Source organism: Amycolatopsis sp. lyj-90 (assembly GCF_046549035.1).
In the GTDB taxonomy this organism is placed as follows: Bacteria; Actinomycetota; Actinomycetes; order Mycobacteriales; family Pseudonocardiaceae; genus Amycolatopsis.
Window position 1 is genome coordinate 1 of the sequence record NZ_JAJPWP010000004.1, and the last position, 25485, is coordinate 25485.

The window sequence follows — 25485 nt, forward strand, 5'->3', positions numbered from 1 at the left end:
CCGGAACGAGGAGCGCGGAGGACGAACGCGCCCAGGCCCGGCTCACGGAGGTCGCGGACTTCTTCGAGTCCTATGTGGACGCGGGAGAGCAGATGCTGCGAAACAGACGTTCGTAACGCGGCACCTGCTCTACCGTGCCACCACGGTCATGCTCCATCGAATCTCACCGGGTCGAGGTCCGCCGAGATTCGACAACGTCCGCGACCAAGACCGTGGTGCTCGAGCTCTGGACCAGTCGGCGAGCTAAGGATCTCCGTCAGTTTTTCGGCCCCGCTCCCATCGCGTCCGGCGTGCGTCCGTTCTCGACGGACTCGGATGCTGTCGGGGGCTTTTCGGTTGTCTTTGTCGTGTCTGGCTCGTCGTGAAGCTCCAATGCGGGCGGCTTCTTCTTCATGCGAAGGATGTAGGCCGCTCCCATGGCCACTGCTGCGACTACCACGATCCATGGCCAGCGGGGGCGGGACTTCGGGAGACCTTCTCCTCGGGCCACGCTCTTGGCCTCGGCAAAGGCTTCGCCCAGGTTTGCCTTCGCGGCGGCTCGTCGCTTCTTGCCCCGCCGCCCGGGCTCTCGGGTTGATTTCGCGGCGAGCACTGCGGCTTTCGTCGCCCTGCGCCCAGGCTCGCGTAACCCGGCCATTCTCGTGAGCGTCTCATCGCGTACGGCAGCTGAGTTCTCCCGAATCTCCTTGCGGGTTTTCCGTGTGTGCTTGACAAACTTCTGACGTGCGCGGCGGGTGGTCTTGCTGACTTCGTCAGCTCCTTCGGAGAACTTCCGCTCGGCGATATCGGCAACCTCGGCGACCGTTTCGGCCCCGGCCTTTCCCGCCTCCACGGCGAGTTCGCGTACGCCAGTCACGCCGGTGCTCATCGATTGCCCCATCGAATTCGGGCTTTGCGCCATCACCTTCTCCTCACTGGCCGTACTACAAGGTCTTCCTGCTCAAGCAGCTGCGATCCCGGTTTACCCCCTGGCCGCGCCGCTGAAACAGTCCGGGGTTGGCCCGCCCATCGGGTGATCGGGAGGTCTGTGCCCAAGCCCGTCGGTTCGATCACGTCGGGGCGTGGAACTCGGGCTTAGGTCAGGTCGAGGTTGCTTCCAGCTGATCAATCTCACGTTGCCGCATGTCGGGGCCGCGGGATGGGCAGTTCAGTGGCGAGAGCGATTTCGGTCGGCATGACGCCCGCCGATCGCCGCCCGGGCAGGACCGTCCGTCCCGGAGTAGCGCAGAAGGGGAAGATCCATGACCACTCGCACGAATGTCCGCCGGAGCGCCGCGGTCCTGCTCGTCGCCGGAGCGGCGGCCGGGGCCACCTTCCTGACCACCGGTACCGCCGGCGCGATGCCCACCGATTTTCGGTGCACGTCGGGCCAGGTCACCAGTCAGCTCGTCTACGGCGGAGCGGGTGCCGGGGGCCGGGACGCGGCCATCCAGTTCACCGCGAGGCCGGGTGAGACCTGCACACTGCCCGGAGCGCTGCCCATCGACCTCGTCGGCGCCCGCGACGTGATGCTGTCCTCGGACGCCGCACCGGACGCTCCGTCAGTGGAGATCAGTGACGGCTCCTCGGCCTACATCCCGCTGCACTGGAGCGCGATCGGTGCGCCGCGGCAGGAGACACCGGTGGCGATCACGGTCACCGCGCCCCAGGAGACCAGCCCGCGCGGCGACACCAGCGACCCGCGGATCACCCTGCCCTGGAACTTCGGCGCGGTCAACGCCGCCCCGGAGAGTCACACCATCCACACCGGAGCGACGACGGCAGGCACCGCGCCCACCGTCTGACCACACCCGGACTTCGCCGTTTCCCGGCGGTCGGCCGCCCCGGCCCGGCTGCCGGGAACAGCGACCACGTGAGCGTATTCCTGGTGCTGACACAACTCCGCCTTGTCATACAGGGCTGACATGAAACGCATACGGACCCATTTGCCGCGGCATTGGTATCGGCGAACGACTGCATGGGTGGCAGGGGGCCAGGTCACACATCGAGGTCAGCTTCGAGCCGGACCAGCGATCTCCTCTGCGAAGGCCCGCGCCCGGCCGCTGTCCTCCGCATGCCAGACCACGCCGAGCACCGATTCCGGCAGTCCGGTGAGCGGTACGAAGACGACCGAATCCCGCCGTCCTTGGTGCTCGGCTGTCGAGCGGCACAGCACCATGCCGCCTTGGCCCGCCGCGGCGAGACCCATGCCTTCCTGCAGTGTGCCGACGGTCGGGCCGCGCGGTATCCGGCGGCCTCCGGGGGTGATTTCGGGGGCTTGGGCGTGGCGCCAGTAGTCCGGGGCCGGACCGCGGATCCCGATCAGAGGACATTCCGCCAGCTCCTCGACGGTGACGGACTCCCTGTGGGCGAACCGATGCCGAGGCGAGATGGCGAGCATCTGCGGCTGACGAGAGAAGACCGGGCCGAGTGCGAGATCCGGTTCCTCCACCGGAAGCAGCACCACCGCGGCGTCGATCTCTCGACGGCGGAGCGAGCCGAACGGATCGGCCAGCGGGATTTCGGTGAGTTCCACCGCGCAGTCCGGGTGGTGCTTCTCAAATCCGCCGATGGCGTTCGCGAGGTGGTCGTCGATGATGCCCTGGAAGCCGATTCGCAGCACGCCGCCGATCCCTCGCGCGGTGGACCGGGTGTGGTCCACGGCGGCCCGCAGCGCCTCATAGGCCGGACGTAGTTCGGCGAGGAATTTCTCTCCCAGCGGAGTCAGTTCCACCCGGCGGCTCGTGCGCTCGACGAGCGTCGCGCCGATCCGTCCCTCCAGTGAGCGGAGCAGCTGACTGACCCGGCTCTGAGAGACGTACAGGCGTTCGCCTGCCCGGCCGAAGTGCAGCTCCTCGGCGAGTACCAGGAACGCCTCCAGCTCACGGATCTCCAGGCCGCTCATCGGTCTTCTCCTTCCGTGGATCCATTAGTCCCGCTCATGGAAGGATGAGACATCGGCCGTTGTTCCCGGCAGCGGACGAAGGTTGCCTGGAACACGTGACGACAAGGGAAACCGAACAGAGGAAAAAGGGCTGGCCGGCGGTGGTCTCGCTCGCCGGGGCGACCTTCACCGTGGTCACCTCGGAAATGCTGCCGGTGGGTTTGCTGACCCCCATCAGCCGCGACCTGCAGGTCACCGAGGGTATGGCGGGTCTGACGCTCACGGTCACCGGTCTGGTCGCGGCCGTCTCCGCACCCCTGCTGATCCCGGCGCTCGGGAATCTCGACCGGCGGGCCGTGCTGTGCGCGTTGACGGCGCTGCTGGCGGTAGGGAATCTCCTGGCAGCGTGGTCGCCCGGCTACGGCGTCATGCTGGTCGCCCGAGTCCTGGTCGGGATCGGCATGGGCGGAGTGTGGGCGATCGCCGCGAGCCTGGCTGTGCGGCTGGTTCCACCGCGGTCGGTCGGATCCGCGACTTCGCTGATCTTCAGCGGAATCGCCGTGGCGTCCGTGCTGGGTGTACCGGCAGGCACCTATCTCGGGGAACTGGTCGGCTGGCGGATGGCTTTCGTAGGTGCCGGCGGCCTTTCACTGGTGGTAGTGGCCGCCTTGGTGATGTCACTGCCGTCGTTGCCGACGGAAGGGGCCGTTCGCCTGGGCGCGATGCTGCGGCTGGCCGGTGTGCCGCGGGTGCGCCTCGGCCTGATCGTGGTGACGCTGCTCGTCATCGGGCATTTCACCGCGTACACCTATGTCCGGCCGGTACTGGAAAAGGTGTCCGGGGTCAGCGCGGGGCAGATCGGGACGCTCCTTTTGGTCTACGGGATCTTCGGGGTCGCGGGCAATTTCGCCTCGGGCGCGGGAGCGGCGCGATCACCACGGGTGACCTTGCTGGTGCTCGGCGGGACTTTGTCGGCGACGATGGCGCTGGTTCCGCTCCTGGGGCTGACCACACTGGCGGCCGTGGCGCTCTTGGTGGTCTGGGGCCTGGCGTACGGCGGTGTCTCGGTGGCCGCGCAAGCATGGATGCTGGCGGCCGCGCCGGAGGCTCGTGAAGCGACGTCGGGTCTGTTCGCCGGAGTGTTCAACGCGGCGATCGCGGTGGGAGCGCTGGTCGGCGGGCTGGCCACGGACGCAGCCGGGACCACCGCGGTGATGTGGCTCGGTGGGGTATTCGCGGCCGGAGCGGTGCTGGTTCTCGCCACCGCCGGTGGCCGGTCCGCCTAGCAGGTCATGCGGGGCTCGCGGACGTCGCGCAGGAACGGAAGCTGCCCGAGGTGACGACTGTCCTGAGTGGACAGTACTGCCCGGCCTTCGGTCGGACACATCTTCAGCCGGGCGAAGACGGGGGAACCGCGCAGGTCCCGCACGCGTCGGAGTGACACTGACTGCTACAATGTCACATCGATCTGAGGGAGTGTGTCACATGTCGACTCGGTTCTTTCCCGTGCTCGCCGCGGGACTTGTTCTGCTGGTCACCGCGTGTTCCGGTGACGGCGGCGGCACCGACACGGCGGCGACCACCGGCGATACACCGTTCGACAGCTCGGCCACGGCCCAGTCGGGCCCGAAATACACGCGGTTCGCCGACTTCCCCGGTCAGGCCCTCGTCACCACGGAACCGGGCCTTGACCTGGCGATACAGGTCAAGGCCGTCGACGTCGTCTGGACGCCCGAACTGGCCGGCGTGTCGGCGAAGGCGGGAAAGCACTACGTCGCGGTGTATGTGGCTGCGACCGGAGAGCTTGCCGATCGTGGCGTGCAGCGAGCCAAGATCAAGTATCTGCAGCTCCGTCACCGCAACACGGCCGGAAAAACGTGCGACCCGTACCAGCCGAAAGAAGTCCCTCAGTACTGCTTCACCGAGGCATACCCCGCCAGCGACCTCAAAACCAAAGTCGCGGACAAGACGTGGCGCGACGCCAGTTGGTCGGCGGACTCCCTGATGGGCAGGGACATCGACCGGGGTGAAACCGCGATCGGCGTGGTCGGTTTCAGTCTGGAGGACGGCGCGGACACCGAAGGTCTCCAGCTCTGCGGGCCGACCAAGGAGACGACGGTCGACACCGATCGTTTCCCGTGTGTCCCGATCCCGAAGCCGGAAAGCGTCTGAAGCCGACCAAGCCGAGGCTGCCAGAACGGACCACGTTTCGGGGAGCCCGACGCAACTGGACAACGTTCCCGGTCCACATCCGGCGTCAGCCGGCCGTGCCATCGAGGTGCGCCTTGATCAGTTCCAGGCCGGGCTGGATGCGGGCCGGGTCCTCGACCGGATGCGGGCCGGGGGGCTCGGTGTCCGGGATCAGTCGTTCGAACAGGCGGCAGAACAGGGTCGTTCCGTCTCCGAGGTCGAACGTGGTGAAGGTGGCGATCGCGTGCATCGCCGGGGCCAGGGAGCCGTCGTCGAGCACGTCCCTGCCGACCACCGTCCACAGCTTGCCGGGGACCCGCGCCACCACTGTGTAGAGCTTCGGCTTCTCGTTCAGTTCCGGCCGGATGGTCTCGAGCAGTACGTCGCCCATCTCGGCGGGGACGCCTTCGGTGCCGCGTCGCACCTCGGTGCCGAGGGCCATCGGCAGCCATTTCGGCAGGTTCGACCAGGTGGTCACCCAGTCGTAGACGGCCTGTGCCGGGCGGTCGATGACGATGTGGTTTTCGACGAACCGGATGTTCAGGTTGTCCGGGATTTGAGGGACATACAGTTCCACTGGCATGACTTTCTCCTTTGCTGATCAGTTACGAGGTCACCGGGAGGGTGCGTGTTGTCCGGTCATGAGCGCGGCGAGGTCGTCCGGTTCCAGGAACGACGGTGGCGGTGGCGGGCCCCAGCTGAACAGGCCTTGGGCACCCTCGAAGACTTCCGGGGTCCAGATCTCGTCCTCGGGGATGCAGTCCATGTCGGCGTAGTACTCGCTGAAGTTGCCCGCCGGATCCTTGAGGTACCAGAAGAAGTTGGATCCCGCGTGGTGCCTGCCGAGGCCCCAGACATGTCGCTCGGGGTTGCCTGTCAGCATCGCCGCCGCGCCTCGTCCGACGTCGTCGATGTCGTCGACCTGCCAGGACGTGTGATGGAGGAAGTTCACCGGTGCCGCGAGCGCCAGCACGTTGTGGTGATCGACCGAGCAGCGCATGAAGGCGCCCTTGTTCCCGATGTAGTCGCTGACCTTGAAACCGAGTCCCTCGGTGAAGAACCCCATGGTGGCTTCGAGATCGGTCGTGCCCACCACGCAGTGGCCGAGTTTCTTGGGCCGGATCGGGTCCTCGCGCAGCACTCCGGGCGCGCGGCCGAACCGCTCGATGCGGCTGGGCCCGTTGTAGGGCGTGGCCGGGACGGGCCGTTGCACGATTCTCGGCGCGATTTCGACGCGGACGGTGAACCCGGAGACCGGCTCGATCGCGGTGACCGCGGTGCCGTCCGTGCCGCCTGCCACGCCGAGGCGATCCAGCTGTGACGCGGCCCGTGCGATGTCGTCGGCATCGTCGACCCCCACCCCGAGTTGGAGCAATCGTCGTGATGCGGCGTGCCGGACCCGCAACTGCTCGCCGCCTTCGCGAGTGCTGAATACCCCATCATCGAGGTGGGTGAGCCCGAACTCGGAGTAGTAGGCGATGGTTTCCGCGACGTTCGGGACACCCATGGTGACCTGGGTGAGGCGGTGCATGCCCATGTCAGTCCTCCTGTGCGGTGACGAAGGTCTGGCGCATCTCACCGATGCCTTCGATCCAGCTGACGAGGTGTTCGCCTGCTCGCAGGAACCGCTTCGGCGTGCGGCCCATGCCCACGCCCGCCGGGGTCCCGGTGAAGACGAGATCGCCCGGATACAGGGTGATGGTCCGCGACAGCGCGGATACCAGCCTGGCGACCGGGTAGATCAGTTCGCGGGTGCGCCCGTCCTGCACGGTCTCGCCGTCGACCGCGCAGCCGAGCGCCAGGTCGTCCCGGTTCGCCAGCTCGTCCGGCGTGACCAGCCACGGCCCGACCGGCGCGAAGTTCGGGAAGGACTTACCCAGGCTGAACTGCGGGGCGGGGCCGGCCAGTTGCGTGACGCGCTCGGAGAGGTCCTGTCCGATCGTCACCCCGGCGACGTGGTCCCACGCGTCGGATTCCGCGACTCGGGTGGCGGTCCGTCCGATGACGGCGACGAGTTCCACCTCCCAGTCCACGTCGCCACCGGCCGGTAGCACGACCTCCGCGTCGGGGCCGGTCAGCGCGGAGACGAACTTGGTGAACGTCGGGGGAAGTCCTTCCGGTGCCTGGAAACCGGACTCGGCGGCGTGGGCGTCGTAGTTCAGGCCGATCGCGACGATCTGCCGCGGGGCAGGGGAAGGGGAGCCCAGCTGCGCGCGGGTGAAGACGACGCCGGGTTCGGCGGGCGGCTGTCGCGCCCAGGCCCGGAACCCGTCCCAGTTCTCGTAAACGGACACGAGACCGGGGCCGAACTTGCCGGCCGACGCGGTTTCGACGTCGATTCCGGTGTTGTCGGCGGTCAGCAGGACCGCGCGCCCGTCCACATTGGCCAGTTTCATGACTGCACCTTTCGGGATCCGGCCGTGCACGACCTCTCGTGCGGCTCAGGGGATCTTGGGATAATTCGAAACTAACCCCAAACTTTCGAAAGTTCAACCCAGATTCGTAAAGTGCTAGGCTGGAGGGCATGACCAAGAGCGGCGGAGCGACCCGCACCGACGGCATCCACCAGGCGTTACGCGCCGACATCCTCGCCGGTCGGCTGGTTCCGGGCGGCCGGCTCAAGTTTCCGGACCTGGCCGACCGCTACCAAGTGAGCGTCGGTGCCACCCGCGAGGCGCTGACGAGGCTGGTCGCCGAAGGGCTGGTGGTGGCCAGGCCGCGTCAGGGGTACCTGGTCCGGCCGCTGTCCCATCAGGATCTGGCCGAACTGACACAGGCGCGGGCGGAGATCGAGTCCCTGGTACTGGGGCTGTCGGTGCGGGAAGGCGACACCCGCTGGGAGGCCGATGCCGTTGCCGCGCACCACTTTCTGGAACGCGCGCCGTATCGTGACCCGGCCGATCCGGACCACCTGTCCGACGAGTGGTCGCAGGCACACGCGGCCTTCCACCACGCGCTGCTGGCCGGCTGCCGCAACCAGCGGCTGCTCGACGCGGCACGGTCGTTGCGGCAGGAGGCCGAGCTGTACCGGCAGTGGTCGGTGTCCCTCGGCAACGAACCCGGCCGCGATGTCGCCGCCGAGCATCGAGCACTGCTCGACGCCGTGCTCGCGCACGACGCCGAACGCGCGCAGGAGCTGCTGCGTGACCACATCGCGCACACCGCCCGGCTGTTGATCAGCTGTGCGCCCGATCAACCCAACCAGGTCGCCGACATCGTCGCCGCGACGGTCAGGCGCTCCGGCTGACGCCGACCCGGTCCAGGTAGTCCCGCACGGCGGTCCTGCTCGCTCCGGGCGCGCGCAGCGCGAGATAGCCGTCGGGCCGCACCAGGACGAGGGTGTCCCCGGTGACGCCGTACGCGGTCCGCGCGTGCCCCTCGACGTCCTCCAGATCGGCACCGCTGCCCGGCGCGCCGACGGACACCGGCTTGACGAGTCCACGGTGGACGGTGCCGGCGTCCTGCAGTGGACCGGCGCAGGAATCGCCGAAGCCGAGCAGGGTGAAATGCGGGCCGCGGAAGGCGTCGAACAGCCGTCGTGGCGTGCCGGAGTTGTCGACGCAGGGCGCGTCGGGCGCACGATCACCGGCTCGCGGTCCATTCCCGGCGTCGCCGTCGACGGACAGCGAGCTGGCCGGGTAGCCGAGCCCGAGCTGCTGGCCGTCCGGGGGTGCGCCGTCCGCGATGTCCGGGCTGCCGCCGTCGGCGAACCGCTCCGCGACCCTGCGCAGACCCTCGTCACTCACGCCGAGTGTCCACGCGGCGACAGGGAGCCGCTCCTCCTGGTAGCTGTCCAGCAGCGTCTGCCGCGCGCCGGAACACACCAGGGCGAGCTTCCAGCCGAGGTTGTACGCGTCCTGGACGCCGGTGTTCATGCCGAGGCCGCCGGACGGCGGATGCACGTGCGCCGCGTCGCCGGCCAGCAACACCCTGCCCACCCTGAACCGGTCGGCCATCCGCACGTTCACCCGGTACGTGGACAGCCAGTTTGCCTTCGAGAGGCGGATGCCGTGCCCGCCGGCGAGATCGTCCACGATCCGCCGGAAGTACGGCAGCGAGGGTTCGGGGAGGCCGCCCTCCGCGCCGAAGTCGCGGGACGGTACGGCCTGCAGTTGCCAGGTCCGCTCGTGGCGGAACGGGCACAGGGCCAGGAACCCGCGACTGCGGACGGTCCACTGGTACCAGGCGTCCGGTTCGAGCCCGCTGAGCTCTACGTCCCCGAGCAGCATGGCCTGCTCCCTGCTCTCGCCCTCGAAGCGCACGCCGAGTGCCTTGCGCACGGTGCTGCGGCCGCCGTCACAGCCGACCAGGTAGCGCGCGGCCACCCGCTCGCCGGTGTCCAGCACCGCATGCACACCGTTCGCGGACTGGCTGAACTCGGCGACGCCCGCGGCCAGTTCCACCCGCACGCCGTCCTCGGCGAGCCGCGCGCGCAGGATCCGCTCGATCCGCCACTGCGGGATCAGCAGCCCGCCGTCGTAGGGCCGATCCGGTGTGGGTGCCCGCCGGGCGTGCGGGTCGGCCTCGGCAACCAGGTCGCCGTCGAGGTACCGCCGGTGTGGCAGGTGCCGGAACCCGTGGTGCAGCACCTCGTCGGCGACACCGAGGTCGTCCAGCACCTCCTGGGTGCGCGCGGTGAGCCCCTTGCCGCGCGAACCGGGGAAGTGCTCGCCGGCTCGGTCGACGATGCGCACGTCGACGCCCCGGCGGGCCAGCTCGATGGCCAGCGTGAGCCCGGTGGGTCCGGCACCCGCGATCAGGACGTCGGTCATCGGTCACCGTCCTGGCGCACTGCCGGCGCCGATGCGGCATGCATGCTCGCCATCACACCCTCCCTGATCCCGTGCGGTCACTGAAGCGATCGGCGGTGACGCTAACCGGTTTCCGGGCAGGGTGTCCTGGTGCCGGAGGTGGAGACGGGGTGGAGATCTGCCTGGGAAATCTCCACCGCGGTTCCTACCGCGAACCGACGACACACCCGGGCGGTCTTCGTAGCGTCGTCATCAAGGGTTGAGCCGTCGCGATAGTGACCATCGAAGGAGTACCACCCATGTTGATCGGATCCCTGCTGAGTGCCGCCGGCGTGTTGTTCGGTGTGCCCACCGTGGTGTGGGTGACCGTGGCCGTCCTCGCCGTGGTGGGCGTGGTGGCCTTCAAGACAAGGAGGCGCCGACGGCGTTGACCACCGCGATCGTTGCGTGCGATGCGGGTAAGGGGCCCTTCGGCTGTGCCCGGGCGGCGCTGTCCAAAGTCGCTGATCACCGAGACGAAAGTATGTCCTCTTCGGACAGTCATGGACCGGGGACTTTCGCGACACGGCCGCACGGCATCGGACGCGGCGAAGGACACCCTCGGCCCACCACCGATCCGCCCGCGAAGACGCCACCTTTGCTTTGCCCCTCAAGACATCCGAGCGTGGCCCCGGGCTCCGCCGGTTCAGTGGTGTGCCGGCGGAGTACTTCCGGGGCAGGGCGAGAAAGCTCGTCGTGCAGCTTCCTGTCGGAATGCCGGGAAATCTTCCTTGGTGCGGCGAACGCCTCACCTGTCACGAAGCCCGGGCTCCTCAGGCTGCCGCCGGATGGCCCAGCGGCTTCGGCGTCCGTCGACGGCGATCCGTTCGAACCGGACACCGTGACATCACCCGTGACCGCGACGTCGGCGGTGGCGATCAGCAAGCTAAGGTTCGCCGGAGATACTGCGAGGCTAGGGAGGCCCCGGGATGGCTGCCGATGACGAGCAGGCACAGAGACTTTCGGAGTTGCTGCGAGAGAACGCCGACCGATTGATCACCCGATGGGTCGAGCTGGCGGGTGCCGGCATGCGCGGACGGATCACGACGGCCGAGCTCACCCGCGAACTTGGTGAACTCTTCACAACTTTGATGCCTGTCGTAAAGGAAGGTGGCGACAACCTCGACCGCGACGAGTACGGTGAAATCAAGGCGTTTCTCGCTGAGATCTCCCGTACTCGTGCCCGCCAGGGATTCACCCCTTCGGAGACGGCTTCCGGTGTTTTCGCGTTGAAGCGCGCGGTGTTCGAGCTGACCGAGCAGAACGACGATCCGGTGGTGTTCCGCCAGCTGATGACGTTCTCCGGTCTCCTGGACGCGTTGGGGCTGTGGACCTTCGAGTCGTACGCGGCCGCCCGCGAGGCGATCATCGCGGAGCAGTCCGAGCAGCTGCTGGAGCTGACGACCCCGGTCGTGAAGCTGTGGGAAGGCGTCCTCGCGGTGCCGTTGGTCGGCACCCTCGACTCCGCCCGGACCCAGGTGGTCATGGAGAAGCTGCTCCAGACGTTGGTCGAGACCAATTCCGAGCACGCGATCATCGACATCACCGGTGTCCTCGCCGTCGACACCCAGGTGGCTCAGCACCTGCTGAAGACCGTCGTCGCGGCGCGGCTGATGGGCGCCGAGTGCACCATCTCCGGGATCCGGCCCCAGATCGCTCAGACGATCGTCGCGCTCGGGATCGAGTTCGGCGACATCACGACGAAGGCGTCGCTGGCCGACGCGCTGCGGCACGCCCTGCGCCGCGAAGGCGTCGACCTGGTGCGGCAGCAGACCAGGCGGCTGTCCTGATGGACCGGGTTCCGATTCTCAAGATCGGTGACGTCCTCCTGGTCTCCATCCAGGTCGATCTGCAGGACCAGACGGTCCTCGCGCTGGAGGAGGACCTCGCCGAGAAGATCAGCTCGTCCGGGGCGTCCGGGGTGGTGATCGACATCTCGGCGGTCGAGATCGTCGACTCCTTCATCGGCCGCATGTTCGCCACCATCGCCTCGCTCTCGCGGTTGTTCGACGCGGACACCGTCGTGGTCGGCATGCGGCCCGCGGTCGCGATCACGCTGGTGGAACTCGGCCTGACGCTGGGCGACGTACGGACGGCGCTGGACCTCGACCGGGGGATGGCGATCTTGCGCGGTCTCACGGCCGCCAAACGCGGATTCGCCGAGCCCGACGACGATCTCCCGCCGGGGGCGAGATGACCTCCGCCGGCGTGGTGGAGGAAATCCCGATCGTCACGGACGAAGACGTCGTCCGGGTCCGGCAGTTCGTCCGGGCGCTGGCTCAGAAGATCAAGCTCTCCCTGGTCGATCAGACCAAACTCGTGACGGCGACGAGCGAACTCGCCCGCAACACCCTTGTCTACGGCGGGGGTGGCGTGGCGAGGATCGAGGTCGTCGGTGACGGCCGCCGCTCCGGGGTGAAGGCCGTCTTCCACGACGACGGACCCGGGATCCCGGACATCACTCTGGCTCTCGCGGACGGCTGGAGCAGTGGCAAGGGGCTCGGTCTCGGGCTGAGCGGCGCGCGCCGGCTCGTCGACGAATTCGATTTGGACACCGAAGCGGGCAGGGGGACCGACGTGACCGTGGTGAAGTGGTCGCGATGATCGGCGCTTTCTGCCTGCCGGTGACCGACGACGTCGCCTGGGTGCGGGTGGACGAGCCGACCGCTGCCGGGCAGGCACGCAGAGCGGCGACCGCGCTGGCCCGGCAGCTGGGCTTCGGGGAGAACCGGGTCGCCGAGATCGGCATCGTGGTGACCGAACTCGCCACCAACCTGGATCGGCACGCCGATCAGGGAACGCTGGTGGTGCGATCGGTCCGGGCGACCGCTCACGCCGCCGTCGAGGTCGTCGCCATCGACCGAGGGCCCGGAATCGCCGACTTGGCCTCGGCGATCGAAGACGGCCGCTCCACGGCGGGAACGCTCGGTGTCGGTCTCGGGGCGGTGCACCGGCTCGCCGACGTCGTGACCGCGTTGTCCGAACCGGGACAAGGCACGGTCATCACCGCCCGATTCCACGCGTCGAAGGAGTCGCCGTCCGAACTGGCCGCCGACGACGCCGCCGGGCTGACCAGGCCGATCGAAGGTGAAGAGATCTGCGGTGACGCCTATGCCGTGATGCGGGCGGACGGCCGGATGCGCCTGATGATGTGCGATGGCTCCGGGCACGGACCGCTGGCCGCCGCCGCTTCCCGCGCCGCGGTCGCGACCTTCTGTGAGCGGCCCTCCGGCGAACCGCCCGAAGCGGTCGTCGCCGCGATCCACGCCGCCCTGCGGGGCAGCAGGGGAGGGGCAGTCGCGGTCGCGGATCTGGATCCCGCCGGGGGGCGGGTCCGCTTCGCCGGGTTGGGCAACATCGCCGCCTGCGTCGTCGCCGAGAACCGGAAAAGCGGCATGATCTCCGTTCCCGGCATCGCCGGGTACCAGGCCCGGACCATTCGCGCGTTCGACCATGCGCTCCCGGCTGGTGCGACCGTGGTGCTGCACAGCGACGGGCTGACCGGGAAGTGGTCCGCGGAGACTTGGCCGAGGCTGTTCTCCAGCACTCCACTGGTCATCGCGTCGGTGCTGCTGCGTGACGCCGGCGTCCACCGGGACGACGCGAGCGTCCTCGTCGCCAGGCCCGGCCCATGACTCCGAGACGAAGCCCGAACGAACTCCTCCGCATGGTGATCAGCGGGGAGCCCGACGTCTTCACCGTCCGGCAGCACGGTCGTGAGGTCGCGAAGGCGCTCGGGCTGGACACCCAGGACCAGGTCCGCGTCGCGACCGCCCTCAGCGACGTGGGGCGGGATCTGGTCCGGAGCGGCGTCGAGGTCTCGGTGGTCTTCGCTCTGAGGTCCACGTCGGCGCCGAGCTTGGACATCGAGTTCTCGTGGTCCGGCCCGTCCGCGACCGAACTGCTCAGCTTGAGCCACGCGACAGCGACCCGGCTGATGGACGAGGTGGTCACAGGACAAGAGGACGACCGAAGCAGCGTCGTGATGTCGAAGGGCGCCTTGGCGGCTCTGCCCGCGCTGACGGTGTCTCCGGCGACGTTGCGCAAACGGCTCTCCGCCAGCGACGTCGTCAGCCCGCTGGACGAGTTGCGCGCCCAGAATCAGGAGTTGCTCACCGCCCTCGGCGACCTGGAGCGCAAGCAGCAGGAACTGGTCAGGCTCAACGACGAACTCGAGGAGACCAACCAGGGCGTGGTGGCCCTCTACAAGGAGCTTTCCGACGAACTCGAAGAGACCAACCGCGGCGTCGTCGCCCTCTACGCGGATCTGAACGAGAAGTCGACGCAGCTGGCCGCCGTCAACGACGCCAAAACCCGCTTCTGGTCCAACATCAGCCACGAACTGCGCGCCCCGGTCAACTCGATCGTCGGTCTCGCGCGGCTGCTCGACGCGGGTGGTCCCGATCCGCTTTCCCCCGAGCAGAGCCGCCAGGTGCGGCTGATCAACGATTCGGGCGAGACCCTGCTGGCGCTGGTCAACGAACTGCTCGACACGGCCAAGGCGGAGTCGGGAAGGCTGGTACCGCAGCTCGCGCCCGTGGACCTGCGCGCGATCGTCCTGCACCTGCGAGGCGTGCTGCGGTCGACAGTGCCCGACGAGGTGGAGCTACGGGTCGCCGAACCCGGCGTGGACACCATCCTGACCGACGAGACGATGCTCGTCCGCATTCTCCGCAACGTCCTCTCGAACAGCGTGAAGTTCACGGAGCGGGGCCAGGTCGAGCTGACCGTCACCGCGGAGGACGACGATCACGTCCGCTTCACCGTCACCGATACCGGGATCGGTATCCCCGAAGACCAGGTCGAGCGGGTCTTCGAAGAGTTCTACCAGGTCAGGAACAAACTTCAGGCGAAGGCGGGCGGGACCGGCCTCGGCCTGTCCTACGCCAGGAAACTCGCCGAAATCCTCGGCGGCGACATGCGCCTGAGCAGTGTGCCCGGCCAGGGGACCACCGTGGAGCTGCGGTTGCCTCTCCGCCCGCCCGGTGACGACATCACCGACCTCGGCGAAGTGCTCGTCGTCGACGACGACCCGGTGTTCCGTGAGGAGTTCACCCGGCACGTGACGACGTTCGCCCGCGAGATCCAGTACGCCACCGACGGCCGCGAGGCGTTGGCGCTGCTCGCGGCCTCCCGGCCGGACGTGCTGTTCCTCGATCTCGTCATGCCGGGGATGAACGGCCGCGAGGTTCTCACCGTGCTGCGGGCGAAACCCGAGTCGCGCGACGTGCCCGTCGTGGTGGTCACCTCGGCCGTACCGGGAGGGCTGGATCTCACGGCGGCCGGATTGCGCGCGGGATTGCTGCTCAAATCGCAGATCTCCCCCGAAACCGTCAGGCTTGCAGTCGGCGAGGCGTTCGCCGTGGTGCGGAGGGCATGATGTCGAAACCGGTGACAGGTGACGTTCCCGTGGCGACGATCCTCGTCGTCGACGATATGGAAGCGAACCGCTACCTCGCGGGAAGCTGGTTGCGGCGCAAGGGATACCGCGTCGTCGAGGCGGCGACAGGTGCCGAAGCGCTGGAAACGCTCGCGGCCGAGCAGCCGAACCTGGTCCTCTTGGACGTGCATCTGCCCGACGTCAGCGGTTTCGAGGTCTGCGCGCGGATCAAGGCCGATCCGGAGACCGCGGCGATCCCGGTGATCCACATGTCCGCCACCGCCATCGAACCGGACGACCGGACCGACGGCCTCAACCACGGCGCCGACGGGTACGTCGTGGAGCCGGTGGATCCGGCCGAACTCATCGCCGTGGTCGAGTCGGCGCTGCGCTACCACCGCGCCCGCGCGGACGCGGAGCATCTGGCCGGCAGACTCACGAAACTCACCGAGGCCACACTGGCGATCAATTCGGCCACCACCTTCGACGATTTCCTCACCGCGGTGGCCGGGGGAGCGGCGGCTATCTTCGAAGTACCGGCGGCGGCGCTGACCACGACCCCGCTGGGCGTTCCCCGGGTGGCAACTGTTTCCGGGGGCGAAACATCAGTGGGCGCCGGGGCGGAGTCCGCCCTCGACGACCTGATCGATGTCGGGTTCCCCCCGGAAGCGCGCACGGTCATCAGCGACGGGCAACGGCCCGGCTGGCGCGCCGGCCGGAGCTCGACGATCGTGCTTTCCCGGTTCAAGGTCGACGCCCCCACGATCTGTATCGCGGTCGATGAGGCGGTGGCCACGACCGAACAGGCCCGCAACCTGCTCATCCAGCTCGGTCAGGTGGCCGCGCTGGCCGCGAACGCCATGCGGACCTTGAACGAGGAGCGCAATCTCGCCGTCACTCTCCAGCGAAGCCTGCTTCCCCGTCGGCTGCCGAGCAACAGCCGGCTGCCGATGGCGGCTCGCTACCAGCCCGCTTCCAACCATGCGGAAATCGGCGGTGACTTCTACGAGGTGACCGACCTCGACGGCCGGCTGCTCATCGCTGTCGGCGACGTCTGCGGCCACTCGATCAAGGCCGCGACGGTGATGGGCGAAGTGCGGCACGCGCTGCGTGCCTACGCCGCCGAGGGACATGGCCTGGTCCAGATCCTCGACCGGCTCGACGCGATGTTGATGCGATTCCACCCCGACGGCCTCACCACCGCCTGCCTCATGCTCGTGGACCCCGAGAGCGGCGCTGCCGAAGTGGCGTGCGCGGGGCACATCCCGCCGTTGGTGGCGGACCACACCGGCACCCGCTACCTCGATGTCAGCGGGCCTCTGCTCGGCGCCGGTATCGCGCGTCCCGAATCGACCAAGTTCGATCTGCCGCTCGGATCGCTGACGCTTTTGGTCACCGACGGTCTTCTCGAACGACGCGGTGTCGATATCGATGATGGATTGGCGGCCCTTGCCGCGACCGTCACCTCCGATGCCGATCTCGACACGCTGTGCGACAAACTGCTGAAGGAGTTCGGTCACGACGCGGAGGACGACATCGCCGTTCTTTCTTTCCGGCGTCGGTAGAGTGCCATCTTCGAGAATTTTTTCGGTCACGGCGAATTATTCGAAGGGCCATTCGGTTGCGGTCCATTTCTCCGCTTTGTAGGGTTCTTATATGGGTGCGAACACCGGAGCGGACAAGTCTTCGCCACTGTCCATGACCACGACAGGGCAGACGTCCTCCGTCATCACGGTCGTGGTCACTGGTGACGTCGATCTGGTGACCAGTCCGCAGCTTCGCGACAAAGTCGGCGAGTGTCTGGACGCGGGTCCGCGCGCGGTGGTGATCGACATGACCGGTGTGAATTTCTGCGATTCTTCCGGCCTCACCGTGCTGGTCGCACTTTCCCGTATCTGTACTGCCTCGAGTATCGACCTCGAGGTCGTTCCCTCCAGAGTTGTTCGTCGGGTGCTCGAACTCACCGGACTGACCGGAACGTTGAACGTGAGCGAATAGGTGTGGTCCGATTGCCGCGCGAGCAGTTGGCGGCGATCTGCCACTGCACCAGGCTCGACATGGTGAACACGAAGTTGGTGTTTACTGCAAAACTGTCGGGTGTCGTGCCCGCTGCCCGTGGCCCCTTCGACGTACACCTGGATCGGTCGAGCTTCCTCAACCGCTATTGGCGCTCGGCGTGGGGCGGTAGTGATGCTGAACACACGCGGTCTGCGGAAGTGGTTCAGCCGATCCTGCCGACGTTCACCCTCCACGAAGGACGGCACAGCCACAGCACCTGGTCGGCCGAGGCAGTTGGAGACCGCTCCGAGGACCATCGCCATTTCATCGTCCTTGAACGACTGAAGCCCTGCCTCTCCGAAGAGAGACAGGGCTTCAGTCCTGTGAAAACAGGTGGTGCGCGATACTGGGATTGAACCAGTGACCTCTTCCGTGTCAGGGAAGATCGAACTAGCTCCTGACCAGGCATTTCCCCTGTTTCTGCAGGCCCACGGTCTCTCGTTCCTCCTCGTTGGGGCGGCTTCGAACGCGTTGCGGCGCGTTCAGGTCGCCTGAGTATCGCCAGTTGATCTTGGAATGCTGGTTACGAGGAGTTACTTCGTGTCTGCTAAAGCTGTTGGTTTCCGGTCGAGCGTGACGTTGTTCTGCAGCTGGTGACGGTAATCGTCGGTGTCATCGTGGGGTTGACGTTCCTGTTTTGGGTTCGGCAACGTCCTGGCGTTCGGTCTCCGGCTGGGCGTACCCGGCTGGGTCGCCTCGCTAGTCGCGCCTGCCTCTGCCGAGGTGATCCGGCCGGCGCGTCGTCTGCTGTCGGTCTCGAGCTTCGTCGCGCTGGCATTGAGCGTGGCTGAACCGCTCATCGCGGGTGAGATCGGCCGGGCACTGTTTGATGCGGTCGGCCCGCTCCTGTTGATCGGCTGGGCCGACGTCGGCCCAGCGCTACTTCGTGAGCTTGCTTCCGCGACTCCACCTGTCGAGCAAAATGCTGGCCTGCTGGCGTCGCCGCACCTCTACGTTAGCCCTGCGACTACCGAAGCTCCCACGGATTCGCAGCCTCATGTGATCGACTCGTCCGCACCGTCTGCGGCGTGGTCAAGCTTGTCGAAGCTCGACGACGTACGGGTCGAGCAAGCCGTCGAGGTGGACCGTCGTCATCGCGAGGAGCACCAACGTCCCATCTCAGCGGAAGGCCTGATGCGATGATTCGGCCTCGGAGCGGAACGCTCACGCCTGCTGATGCGCACGGTGCGAGCGAAATGGGTTACTGACAACTAGCTCGAGGATGGCGACGGCATCGTGGAGCGTCGCCGCCGGGGGACTGGTCGGCATCGGGCCCGGCTACATGCGCGTCCTCGCCCCCGAACTCCTCGAGCGCCGGGCGACACGGCACGGGGCGGGTGATGGGCCGCGACGGCGATGGACGGACGGTGTCATCGTGATCGTCGCCAGGGCGCGAGCGCGACTTCGGTCGCGGTCCTCATCGCGGCCATGCTCGTGCCGAAGACCGGCATCGGCTTGGCGACCCGAAATTTCGCGGATCGCGCCTGGCCGCGGAGCGTGTGACCGCACGAACGACGGAACAGAACGGCCTCTGCTGAAACCGAGTTCGCAGTGCGCGCGCATCCGAGCAGTTCAACAATCACGACGACCCCTGGACGAACGGACTGGGGTGATCAGCGGCGGCTCGAGCCCGCCGTCGATCATGCCGGGGCGGAATCATCCGGGTCGGCAGGTCAGGGAAGATCGTGCCGCCGATACCACTTCGATGGCGACCGAATCTAGTGTCCAGTCGATCACGGTGCGACTATCCGGTGGGGGTCCGAATGCTGTTCCGCGTCCTTGGCAGGGTTGATTTTGTTCCCACTAAAGGGAATTTGGTGGCTATATCGTCGAAGAAGAAGCAGGTGCTCTTGGTCACTCTGTTGGTGGACAACGGGAACTGGGTTCGATCCGACGAGTTGATCGACACGATCTGGGGTGAGCGACCGCCGAAGTCCGCGGCAGGCAGTCTCAAGACCTATATCTGGCAGTTGCGTGCGCTCGCTTCTCAGGCTGAAGGTCGCGAGGTGATCGAGACCTGTCGCGGCGGCTACCGGATCAACCTCGGCCGTGAAGAACTCGACATGCTTCTGTTCGAGGACCAGGTGCTGGCGGGCACGGACGCGCTGAGCAAAGGGGAACCAGCCGCTGCTTTGGCCGATCTCGAAAGTGCTTGCCGACTGTGGCGTGGCCTTCCGTTCGCCGGTCTGGAAGCCCGGCCCACCGAGGTCCACACGAGCTGGCTGACCGAACTGCGGCTCGTCGCCCAGCAGGCACTCGCCAGGGCCAGGATCGCCACCGGAGCGGCCGCGCCGGCAGTAGTAGGGCTTCGTCAGATCATCGCTGATCACCCTCTGATCGAGAGCTTGCACGGATTGCTGATGCTCAGTCTCTACCAGAGCGGCCGCCAGGCTGAGGCGTTGGCGGCGTTCACCAGGGTCCGCGCTCTCCTTGACGCCGAGCTCGGCCTCGCGCCCTGCGCCGAGCTGCGCGAATTGCATCAGGACATCCTGCGGCAAGCGCCGTGGCTGGATTCCGTGGAACTGTCGCTATCCGTCTTCGGGGGTGTACCGAAGTCCGTCGCTGCCGGATGTCCCGCCCGATAGACCTGAAATAGACCGCCGTCGCGCAATATTTCCATTGTTCCCGAAACGGGAATCACGCCCGGCGAACCGAAGGAGGTGCTACCCATGGAGAACACCTTTGAGCTGGACATCGAGCAGACGGACTTCGACGTCCTCGGGGAGAAGGAGTACTGATCCTTCGCGTCGGTCGACGCGCCGGCGCAACGATCAGTAGTCGCAGATTCCGGGTCGGTGGACACGGTTGTGACCGCCGACCCGGAATTCGATGCGAAGACCCGTCCGCTGACGGCGACATCTGAAGGGGCGTGAAATGGAGCGCGTTCATTATCGGAGGAACTCGGCCATTCCGATTCGCGAAATCGTCTTCCCACCCCCTGACATCCTGGACACTGCCACGTTGCGCCGCCGTTGGGCACCATGGTTTGAGTTGAGCGATTCGGCGGAGGCTCCGGTCCGCGCCCGGCATGCATCGCTGCTGGCCGCGATGCTTTCCGGGAGCATGGAAAGCAAGGTACCGAACTGGTTCAGCATCATCTCGCCTGCGGGTACCCGCGAGCAGCTCGTCCGCCAGTCCAGGTCGGACGACCATTTATGCCCGATACCGACCTCATTGTCACCCGCGTTGGGTGGCTCTCATTGGCAGCTGCTGGCCGTCGGCGCGCGGAACTGGTCTCAGCAGGATCCGAACCGCCAGGTCTTGCTCGTCCAACTGCTCACACAGCTCGGCTTTCATGACACGGTCGCGACACTGGTACCCCGGGTTACCGTGCGGGCAGGCGACCCCATCGGTCAGCAACTGGCGTTCGAGATCGCGCGGTCCGGTCGGCTGCTCGACCGGAAGAGCAAAGCGCCGTTGCGGGTCTTCGAGTGGCTCACCGAGCACGCCGACCACCCCGCGTTGCGCGTCTCCTCGGCGATTCAGCTCGCTTCCGCACTGACCCGGGCGCACCACGACCACAACACGGCGCTCACCTGGATTCGGCGTGCAGACGGGGAGAACGCGCGACTGGACAGCGGCCCGGAATGGCTCTGGCACCTCCTCCACAGCAGGCGGCACCGGGTTGCCGCGTTGATCGCCGCGCGCGCCGATGACCACGGCCGCGGCGCGGAGGAGATGCGGAGCGCGCTTGATCACGACGACCGGCTCGCCGACCTTGCCCATGATGGGCTCACAAGGCACTACCAGCGGGAGAACCGCGCGTTGGTGATCGAGGCGTTCCTGAAGCTCGACACGATCACTGGATGTGACTCGGCTCCGGCCGGGATTGTCGAGTCTGCGACGCGGGTCGACGCGTACGACCCTGATCTGCGCTTCGCCGCTGGTAGCTACCTCGCCGGCTGTGAGCGCTGGGACCAGGCACAGGAGGCGTTCCTCGCGGCCGCGGGCTCCGGCACGATCCGCGGCGCGGTCGGAGCGTTCCGAGCCGGCCTGTGCCTTCAACGGCTCCGCCGTCCCGACGCGGCTCGCCGCGCTTTTCGGCTCTGCCTCGACCTCGATCCGGCTTCGATCAGCGCCGCCGAGCGGCTGTCCACCGGAGCGACGTCGTGACCAATACCGAAAGGCAAGCAAGCGGTCGGCTAAGGGACCGGTTGTTCATCCGGGGCACACCGGATTTCCGCTACCTGTGGGGAGCCTCGACGATCTCGTACGCGGGCGACGGAATGTCCGCGGTGGTGCTGCCGCTGCTGGCGGCGACGTTGTCCAGCGATCCGAAAGTGGTCGCCGCGGTAGTGGCCGTGCGCTGGCTTCCGTGGGTGTTGTTCGCGCTACCGGCGGGCGCACTCGCCGACTCGTGGAACCGGGTGCGGGTCATGTGGGTTTGCGACCTCGTGCGAGCCGCGCTGACCGCGGCTCTCGCGGTCACGGTGCTGGCGGACGTGGTCACCATCCCGCTGCTCATGGCGGCCGCGTTCCTCTTGACCTGCGCCGGAATCCTGTTCGACAGCAGCAGTGTCGCGGTGCTGCCGAAGATGACCGGCCGAGATCCCGATCGGATCCGCGCGGCGAACTCCCGGCTGATGACCAGCCAGACGCTGACCCTCGACTTTCTGGGGCCGCCGCTCGGCGGCCTCCTGTTCGGCTGGCATCGGATGTTCCCGCTGGTCGGTGATGCGTTGAGCTATCTGGTGAGCGCGGCCCTGCTGCGTCGCATGCGTGGTGACTATCGGGTGCCCAATCCGCGCGCGATGTCCTTCGGCACCGTCAGGTCGAGCCTGGCGGAGGGCTTGCGTTGGCTGCTCCGGCAACCCCTGCTGCGTTCACTGACCATGCTCTCCGGTGGCGGCAACCTGGCGAACTTCGCGCAGTCGTCGATTCTGGTCCTGTTCGTCGGGCAGATCTTCGGCATCGGCCCGGTCGGGTTCAGCCTTCTGCTTGCCTGTGGCTCGGTCGGCGCGTTCGTGGGCGGTCTGGCTGCTCCACGGATTGATCGGCTTCTCGGTACCGCGCCGACCATCCAGGTGACCCTGCTCGTCAGCTGCGCCGGCAGCCTGCTGCTGGGGTTCGCGATCGCGGCCTGGATGCCGTTCGCGATCGTGGTGTTCACCGGGTTCGCGGTGACCGTCCGGAATGTGGTGCAGGTATCGCTACGGCAGTCGCACACACCGGACGACTTGCTCGGCCGAGTCAACGGTGTGCACCGGCTGGTCACCTACGGCGCCATCCCGATCGGTGCGGCGGTCGGCGGTGTACTCGCCGCGTCGGCCGGGCTGCGTGCCGCGATGTTCCTCGCGGCCGGGATCTTCGCGGCGCTCGCCGTGTTCGCCGGCTGCACGGTGACCACCGCGCGGATCGTCCGTCAACCAGACGAAGAAGGAAGGATGTCATGACCGCAAGCGAAACCACCACTGCCCCGGTGCGCCACGACGTAGTGCTCCGCCACACGCCGGAACGAGTATGGGACAAGATATTCGACAGCGGGGCGGCACGTGGATGGCTTGGCGTGGCCGGGTTCGTCATGCCTGAGAGGCAGGGAGCGGCGTTCTGCTGGTTCTACGACGCCGGGCTGACCATGCCATCCGCGGACGTCGGCCGGATCACCGCTCTGCGACGTCCTGAGCGACTCACCCTCCTGCTGCGACTCGCTCAGTCCCAAGTGGACAGTACGGTCACCCTGCTGCTGACCGGGACGGACGACGGACACGCGACACTCCGGCTGACCCACGCCGGGTTCCCGGACGACCGCATCGGCCGTTTCGAACGGGACGGCTGGGAACACGGCTGGGAACACCACCTCGAACTGCTCGCCGATCACCTTGACGGCAGTGCGAACAACTACCAGATCGGCCACCGCGCAGTCCTCGGCGTCGTGCCGGTCGGGGTCACCGAGGGCGACGGGATCTTGGTTTCCAGAGTGCGCTCCGGCTCTCCCGCTGACCTGGCCGGGGTCCGGCCGGGCGACGTTATCCGGTCCGCGGATCAGGTCGTCTTCGACAGCATGGAGGACTTCGACGGGTGGATCGACGACCGGCGGCCCGGTGACCAGGTGCGGCTGCGGGTCGGCGATCGGTCGCTGGTCGCCGTGCTGGAGGCGAAACAGCCGCCCGAGTACCTGACGAACGCCTGATCAGGGCCGTCGATGTTCCTTTCGGTCCCTCCGCTGCCGGACCGCGCACCGGATATAGTGCGCGGCCTGCCCGGCCCTTTCGCCCGGGCTCAGCTCGACGGCTTCGAACCGGCGTTCGCACTGGACGGCCGCGGCAGGCCACTGGTGAGCACCGACGCGTGGTCGGGCCGGCATCTCGCGGTGCCGGAAACAACCGGCTGGCGGCAGCTCACCAGCGGAAGTTCCTGGTATCGCCGTCCGCAATGGACGAATTCCGGGCTGACCTGTGAGGTCTTCGACGACCTGGCAAGCGAATCGGGCCGGATGCTCCGGTTGTCGGCACCCGGTATGCCGCTTGCGGACGCGCCGGAGGCGCGGACAGTACGGCGCAATCCGGACCTGCCCGGCAGGGTCGCATTCCTCACCAAGGACGGATGGAGCCGCGTAGCGCTCTGTCAAGAGGACGGAAAGGCACCAGCACGACTCGGCAACGTGGTCGAGCTGGGTCCTTGGCTCGGCCGCGACGAGGTGCTGGTGACCAGGGAGCGGTGGCCATCCCGGCAGCTCTGCCGCTGGGACGTGACGACGGGCGCGGTGCGGTCGGTGCTGGCCGGTGCGGACCTCGTGGTCTCCGGTGTCCGCCGAGTCGGCGACGTGGTCGGCCTCTGCTGGACTTCGACCGGTCAGCCGAGGCGGCTCGAACTCTTGCCGGTGGGCCGGATCCGCCGGGCGGCGCACCTGCCCGTGGTCCCCGGCTCGCGCCACGCCCCCACGCCCACGCGGGCGGTCGTGATCGACGGGCCCGCATGCCGGCTGCCTTGCCTGTGGTACGAACCGGACCAGCCGCCGCGCGGCACCATTGTGATCCTGCACGGCGGCCCGAACGGGATGAACGTGGCGACATGGTCTCCCTTCGCCGACTCCCTGGTCCTCGACGGATGGCGGGTCGTGCTGCCGAACGTGCGCGGCAGCGGAATTCTCGACCCCTCGTTGCGCCCTCCCCGGCCGGCGCGTTACGGCGACGACGACGTCAAGGACGTACTTGCGGTCGTCCGCCGGTTCGCCACCGGCCCGGTCGTGCTCGGCGGTCGCAGCTACGGTGGTTACCTCGCCGCTCGCACCGCGGCCGAGTCGACCGCGATCAAGGCGGTCTTCCTGCTCGGGGGGTTCTTCGCGACGACGGACCTCGACGAAGCCGAGCACCCTGGTGTCGCCGCGTTCCTCGGCGCACCCGGCACCCGGTTCGCCCCGGACCGTCCTCCAGCGGCAGTACCGCACTTCGTCGCACACGGCCGGGGCGACCAGCGCATTCCGGTCGGGGCGGTGACCCGGCACGCGGATCGGCTCGCCTCGGGCTCCGAGGTTGTGGTGCTGGCGGGCGAAGGCCACGGGGTGCGCACCGATGCCGGCGCACGCCGGGTTTTTCCCGCACTCCTGCGCTGGCTGGAGGGGATCGGATGAGCGGGCGTGCGTACGCGGCCGTGCGCCTCGCGGCGGTCGGACCCGAACGGTTTCGTGAAACCGCAGGGTATTTCGTCGCTGGCGTGACGGTGCTGTGCGCGGTCGTTCGCGGCGAACCGAGGGCGATGACCGCGAACTCGTTCCTCCCGGTGTCGCTCGAACCGCCCCTGGTTCTGGTGTCGGTGCGCGAAGGCAGCCGGTGGCTGGCCGATGTCGCTCCGGGCACCGCCTTCGCGATCAGTGTGCTGTCGGACGCTCAGCAATCCGAGTCTCGGCGATTCGCACTCCCGGACCGCCCTCGGGACGGGCGGTCACTGGAGGAGGTCGAGTGGTAACCCGCTCCGTGCACCGGTTCGCCCGTGCTCACGGCGAGCGTGGCCTATTTCGACTGCGTGGTGGACTCCTTGGTGCACGCGGGCGATCACATGCTGGTCGTTGCCGGTGTGCGAACGCTCGGCGATCTGCGTGGCGACGTGTCGCCGCTGGTGTTCTGGCGTGGCCGGTACTGGAACGGGCCTTCGGCGGAGGTGGCTTCGATGTCGGTTCGATAGCGAGCGGTTCCATGATGCGGTAGTTCGTCAATGACACGATCTGGGAGGTACCGGTCATGCGAATCGTACGATTGAGAGCATTC

26 protein-coding genes and 1 pseudogene are annotated in these 25485 nt (G+C 67.6%); 20 read left to right on the forward strand and 7 right to left on the reverse strand.

Annotated elements, in window-relative coordinates:
• Nucleotides 1–256: 256 nt before the first annotated feature.
• Nucleotides 257–868 carry a hypothetical protein gene (locus ACLJPX_RS15945; protein WP_410600768.1) on the reverse strand — a complete coding sequence of 204 codons (612 nt, stop codon included), beginning with the start codon at nt 866–868 and terminating at the stop codon, nt 257–259.
• A 373-nt stretch (nt 869–1241) separates the two neighbouring features.
• Here ACLJPX_RS15945 and ACLJPX_RS15950 point away from each other — a divergent pair, with 373 nt between their 5' ends.
• Complete coding sequence (locus ACLJPX_RS15950) at nt 1242–1784, forward strand: DUF4232 domain-containing protein (protein WP_410600769.1); 543 nt, start codon at nt 1242–1244, stop codon at nt 1782–1784.
• A 206-nt stretch (nt 1785–1990) separates the two neighbouring features.
• Here ACLJPX_RS15950 and ACLJPX_RS15955 read toward each other — a convergent pair whose 3' ends face one another.
• Nucleotides 1991–2884: a LysR family transcriptional regulator gene (locus tag ACLJPX_RS15955; protein WP_410600770.1), complete on the reverse strand. Its 894-nt coding sequence runs from the start codon at nt 2882–2884 to the stop codon at nt 1991–1993.
• A gap of 95 nt (nt 2885–2979) precedes the next feature.
• Between ACLJPX_RS15955 and ACLJPX_RS15960 the strand changes: the two genes are divergently transcribed.
• On the forward strand, nt 2980–4149 hold the full coding sequence (locus ACLJPX_RS15960) for an MFS transporter (RefSeq protein ID WP_410600771.1): 1170 nt from the start codon (nt 2980–2982) through the stop codon (nt 4147–4149).
• On the opposite strand, the gene ACLJPX_RS15965 is transcribed toward ACLJPX_RS15960, so the two are convergent.
• Nucleotides 4146–4307 carry a hypothetical protein gene (locus ACLJPX_RS15965; RefSeq protein ID WP_410600772.1) on the reverse strand — a complete coding sequence of 54 codons (162 nt, stop codon included), beginning with the start codon at nt 4305–4307 and terminating at the stop codon, nt 4146–4148. The two genes, ACLJPX_RS15960 and ACLJPX_RS15965, sit on opposite strands and share 4 nt — an antisense overlap.
• Before the next feature lie 41 nt (nt 4308–4348).
• On the opposite strand from ACLJPX_RS15965, the gene ACLJPX_RS15970 reads away from it, so the two are divergent.
• The gene (locus tag ACLJPX_RS15970; protein ID WP_410600773.1) at nt 4349–5035 is read left to right on the forward strand and encodes a hypothetical protein; all 687 of its coding nucleotides are present in this window, start codon (nt 4349–4351) and stop codon (nt 5033–5035) included.
• 85 nt (nt 5036–5120) lie between these two features.
• Here the strand turns inward: ACLJPX_RS15970 and ACLJPX_RS15975 are convergent, their stop codons facing one another.
• The 3 genes from ACLJPX_RS15975 to ACLJPX_RS15985 are packed head-to-tail and all read right to left on the reverse strand — an operon-like array spanning nt 5121 to nt 7449.
• Nucleotides 5121–5636, reverse strand: a complete 516-nt coding sequence (locus ACLJPX_RS15975; protein WP_410600774.1) for an SRPBCC family protein — start codon at nt 5634–5636, stop codon at nt 5121–5123.
• Nucleotides 5637–5666: 30 nt separating this feature from the next.
• Nucleotides 5667–6590 carry a VOC family protein gene (locus tag ACLJPX_RS15980; protein WP_410600775.1) on the reverse strand — a complete coding sequence of 308 codons (924 nt, stop codon included), beginning with the start codon at nt 6588–6590 and terminating at the stop codon, nt 5667–5669.
• A 1-nt stretch (nt 6591) separates the two neighbouring features.
• On the reverse strand, nt 6592–7449 hold the full coding sequence (locus tag ACLJPX_RS15985; RefSeq protein ID WP_410600776.1) for a fumarylacetoacetate hydrolase family protein: 858 nt from the start codon (nt 7447–7449) through the stop codon (nt 6592–6594).
• 128 nt (nt 7450–7577) lie between these two features.
• On the opposite strand from ACLJPX_RS15985, the gene ACLJPX_RS15990 reads away from it, so the two are divergent.
• Nucleotides 7578–8300, forward strand: a complete 723-nt coding sequence (locus ACLJPX_RS15990) for a GntR family transcriptional regulator (protein WP_410600777.1) — start codon at nt 7578–7580, stop codon at nt 8298–8300.
• Here the strand turns inward: ACLJPX_RS15990 and ACLJPX_RS15995 are convergent.
• A complete protein-coding gene (locus ACLJPX_RS15995) occupies nt 8284–9825 on the reverse strand; it encodes an FAD-dependent oxidoreductase (RefSeq protein WP_410600778.1) in 1542 nt (513 codons plus the stop codon). The two genes, ACLJPX_RS15990 and ACLJPX_RS15995, sit on opposite strands and share 17 nt — an antisense overlap.
• A gap of 278 nt (nt 9826–10103) precedes the next feature.
• On the opposite strand from ACLJPX_RS15995, the gene ACLJPX_RS16000 reads away from it, so the two are divergent.
• The 16 genes and pseudogenes from ACLJPX_RS16000 (at nt 10104) to ACLJPX_RS16075 (ending at nt 25402) form a co-directional block, all read left to right on the forward strand.
• Nucleotides 10104–10235: a hypothetical protein gene (locus ACLJPX_RS16000; protein WP_410600779.1), complete on the forward strand. Its 132-nt coding sequence runs from the start codon at nt 10104–10106 to the stop codon at nt 10233–10235.
• A 537-nt stretch (nt 10236–10772) separates the two neighbouring features.
• Nucleotides 10773–11633, forward strand: coding sequence for an STAS domain-containing protein (locus ACLJPX_RS16005; protein WP_410600780.1), 861 nt, complete (start codon nt 10773–10775; stop codon nt 11631–11633).
• A complete protein-coding gene (locus ACLJPX_RS16010) occupies nt 11633–12040 on the forward strand; it encodes an STAS domain-containing protein (protein WP_410600781.1) in 408 nt (135 codons plus the stop codon). Before ACLJPX_RS16005 ends, ACLJPX_RS16010 begins: the two co-directional genes overlap by 1 nt.
• On the forward strand, nt 12037–12447 hold the full coding sequence (locus ACLJPX_RS16015) for an anti-sigma regulatory factor (RefSeq protein ID WP_410600782.1): 411 nt from the start codon (nt 12037–12039) through the stop codon (nt 12445–12447). The genes ACLJPX_RS16010 and ACLJPX_RS16015 overlap by 4 nt, the downstream gene beginning before the upstream one ends.
• Complete coding sequence (locus ACLJPX_RS16020; RefSeq protein ID WP_410601319.1) at nt 12444–13478, forward strand: ATP-binding protein; 1035 nt, start codon at nt 12444–12446, stop codon at nt 13476–13478. The genes ACLJPX_RS16015 and ACLJPX_RS16020 overlap by 4 nt, the downstream gene beginning before the upstream one ends.
• Nucleotides 13475–15223 carry an ATP-binding protein gene (locus tag ACLJPX_RS16025; protein WP_410600783.1) on the forward strand — a complete coding sequence of 583 codons (1749 nt, stop codon included), beginning with the start codon at nt 13475–13477 and terminating at the stop codon, nt 15221–15223. The genes ACLJPX_RS16020 and ACLJPX_RS16025 overlap by 4 nt, the downstream gene beginning before the upstream one ends.
• The gene (locus tag ACLJPX_RS16030) at nt 15223–16788 is read left to right on the forward strand and encodes a SpoIIE family protein phosphatase (RefSeq protein WP_410600784.1); all 1566 of its coding nucleotides are present in this window, start codon (nt 15223–15225) and stop codon (nt 16786–16788) included. Before ACLJPX_RS16025 ends, ACLJPX_RS16030 begins: the two co-directional genes overlap by 1 nt.
• 91 nt (nt 16789–16879) lie before the next feature.
• Complete coding sequence (locus tag ACLJPX_RS16035) at nt 16880–17221, forward strand: STAS domain-containing protein (RefSeq protein ID WP_410600785.1); 342 nt, start codon at nt 16880–16882, stop codon at nt 17219–17221.
• Between the two features lie 11 nt (nt 17222–17232).
• Nucleotides 17233–17637 carry a hypothetical protein gene (locus ACLJPX_RS16040; protein ID WP_410600786.1) on the forward strand — a complete coding sequence of 135 codons (405 nt, stop codon included), beginning with the start codon at nt 17233–17235 and terminating at the stop codon, nt 17635–17637.
• 367 nt (nt 17638–18004) lie between these two features.
• Nucleotides 18005–18424, forward strand: coding sequence for a hypothetical protein (locus ACLJPX_RS16045; RefSeq protein ID WP_410600787.1), 420 nt, complete (start codon nt 18005–18007; stop codon nt 18422–18424).
• 620 nt (nt 18425–19044) lie between these two features.
• Nucleotides 19045–19866, forward strand: coding sequence for an AfsR/SARP family transcriptional regulator (locus tag ACLJPX_RS16050; RefSeq protein WP_410600788.1), 822 nt, complete (start codon nt 19045–19047; stop codon nt 19864–19866).
• 406 nt (nt 19867–20272) lie between these two features.
• Nucleotides 20273–21394, forward strand: a complete 1122-nt coding sequence (locus ACLJPX_RS16055) for a hypothetical protein (RefSeq protein ID WP_410600789.1) — start codon at nt 20273–20275, stop codon at nt 21392–21394.
• 41 nt (nt 21395–21435) lie between these two features.
• A complete protein-coding gene (locus ACLJPX_RS16060) occupies nt 21436–22674 on the forward strand; it encodes an MFS transporter (protein ID WP_410600790.1) in 1239 nt (412 codons plus the stop codon).
• On the forward strand, nt 22671–23411 hold the full coding sequence (locus tag ACLJPX_RS16065) for a PDZ domain-containing protein (RefSeq protein ID WP_410600791.1): 741 nt from the start codon (nt 22671–22673) through the stop codon (nt 23409–23411). The genes ACLJPX_RS16060 and ACLJPX_RS16065 overlap by 4 nt, the downstream gene beginning before the upstream one ends.
• Nucleotides 23412–23423: 12 nt before the next feature.
• Complete coding sequence (locus tag ACLJPX_RS16070) at nt 23424–24851, forward strand: alpha/beta hydrolase (protein WP_410600792.1); 1428 nt, start codon at nt 23424–23426, stop codon at nt 24849–24851.
• Nucleotides 24848–25402 (forward strand): annotated as a pseudogene (locus tag ACLJPX_RS16075) (flavin reductase family protein). The gene ACLJPX_RS16070 and the pseudogene ACLJPX_RS16075 overlap by 4 nt, the downstream one beginning before the upstream one ends.
• The last annotated feature ends 83 nt before the right edge of the window (nt 25403–25485 follow it).

Excerpts from the sequence above, each read along its gene's own strand:
- ACLJPX_RS15945 (WP_410600768.1), bottom strand. The coding sequence starts at position 868 with ATGAGCACCGGCGTGACTGGCGTACGCGAACTCGCCGTGGAGGCGGGA.
- ACLJPX_RS15950 (WP_410600769.1), top strand. The coding sequence starts at position 1,242 with ATGACCACTCGCACGAATGTCCGCCGGAGCGCCGCGGTCCTGCTCGTC.
- ACLJPX_RS15955 (WP_410600770.1), bottom strand. The coding sequence starts at position 2,884 with ATGAGCGGCCTGGAGATCCGTGAGCTGGAGGCGTTCCTGGTACTCGCC.
- ACLJPX_RS15970 (WP_410600773.1), top strand. The coding sequence starts at position 4,349 with ATGTCGACTCGGTTCTTTCCCGTGCTCGCCGCGGGACTTGTTCTGCTG.
- ACLJPX_RS15975 (WP_410600774.1), bottom strand. The coding sequence starts at position 5,636 with ATGCCAGTGGAACTGTATGTCCCTCAAATCCCGGACAACCTGAACATC.
- ACLJPX_RS15980 (WP_410600775.1), bottom strand. The coding sequence starts at position 6,590 with ATGGGCATGCACCGCCTCACCCAGGTCACCATGGGTGTCCCGAACGTC.
- ACLJPX_RS15985 (WP_410600776.1), bottom strand. The coding sequence starts at position 7,449 with ATGAAACTGGCCAATGTGGACGGGCGCGCGGTCCTGCTGACCGCCGAC.
- ACLJPX_RS15990 (WP_410600777.1), top strand. The coding sequence starts at position 7,578 with ATGACCAAGAGCGGCGGAGCGACCCGCACCGACGGCATCCACCAGGCG.
- ACLJPX_RS15995 (WP_410600778.1), bottom strand. The coding sequence starts at position 9,825 with ATGACCGACGTCCTGATCGCGGGTGCCGGACCCACCGGGCTCACGCTG.
- ACLJPX_RS16000 (WP_410600779.1), top strand. The coding sequence starts at position 10,104 with ATGTTGATCGGATCCCTGCTGAGTGCCGCCGGCGTGTTGTTCGGTGTG.
- ACLJPX_RS16005 (WP_410600780.1), top strand. The coding sequence starts at position 10,773 with ATGGCTGCCGATGACGAGCAGGCACAGAGACTTTCGGAGTTGCTGCGA.
- ACLJPX_RS16010 (WP_410600781.1), top strand. The coding sequence starts at position 11,633 with ATGGACCGGGTTCCGATTCTCAAGATCGGTGACGTCCTCCTGGTCTCC.
- ACLJPX_RS16015 (WP_410600782.1), top strand. The coding sequence starts at position 12,037 with ATGACCTCCGCCGGCGTGGTGGAGGAAATCCCGATCGTCACGGACGAA.
- ACLJPX_RS16020 (WP_410601319.1), top strand. The coding sequence starts at position 12,444 with ATGATCGGCGCTTTCTGCCTGCCGGTGACCGACGACGTCGCCTGGGTG.
- ACLJPX_RS16025 (WP_410600783.1), top strand. The coding sequence starts at position 13,475 with ATGACTCCGAGACGAAGCCCGAACGAACTCCTCCGCATGGTGATCAGC.
- ACLJPX_RS16030 (WP_410600784.1), top strand. The coding sequence starts at position 15,223 with ATGTCGAAACCGGTGACAGGTGACGTTCCCGTGGCGACGATCCTCGTC.
- ACLJPX_RS16035 (WP_410600785.1), top strand. The coding sequence starts at position 16,880 with ATGGGTGCGAACACCGGAGCGGACAAGTCTTCGCCACTGTCCATGACC.
- ACLJPX_RS16050 (WP_410600788.1), top strand. The coding sequence starts at position 19,045 with ATGCTGTTCCGCGTCCTTGGCAGGGTTGATTTTGTTCCCACTAAAGGG.
- ACLJPX_RS16065 (WP_410600791.1), top strand. The coding sequence starts at position 22,671 with ATGACCGCAAGCGAAACCACCACTGCCCCGGTGCGCCACGACGTAGTG.
- ACLJPX_RS16070 (WP_410600792.1), top strand. The coding sequence starts at position 23,424 with ATGTTCCTTTCGGTCCCTCCGCTGCCGGACCGCGCACCGGATATAGTG.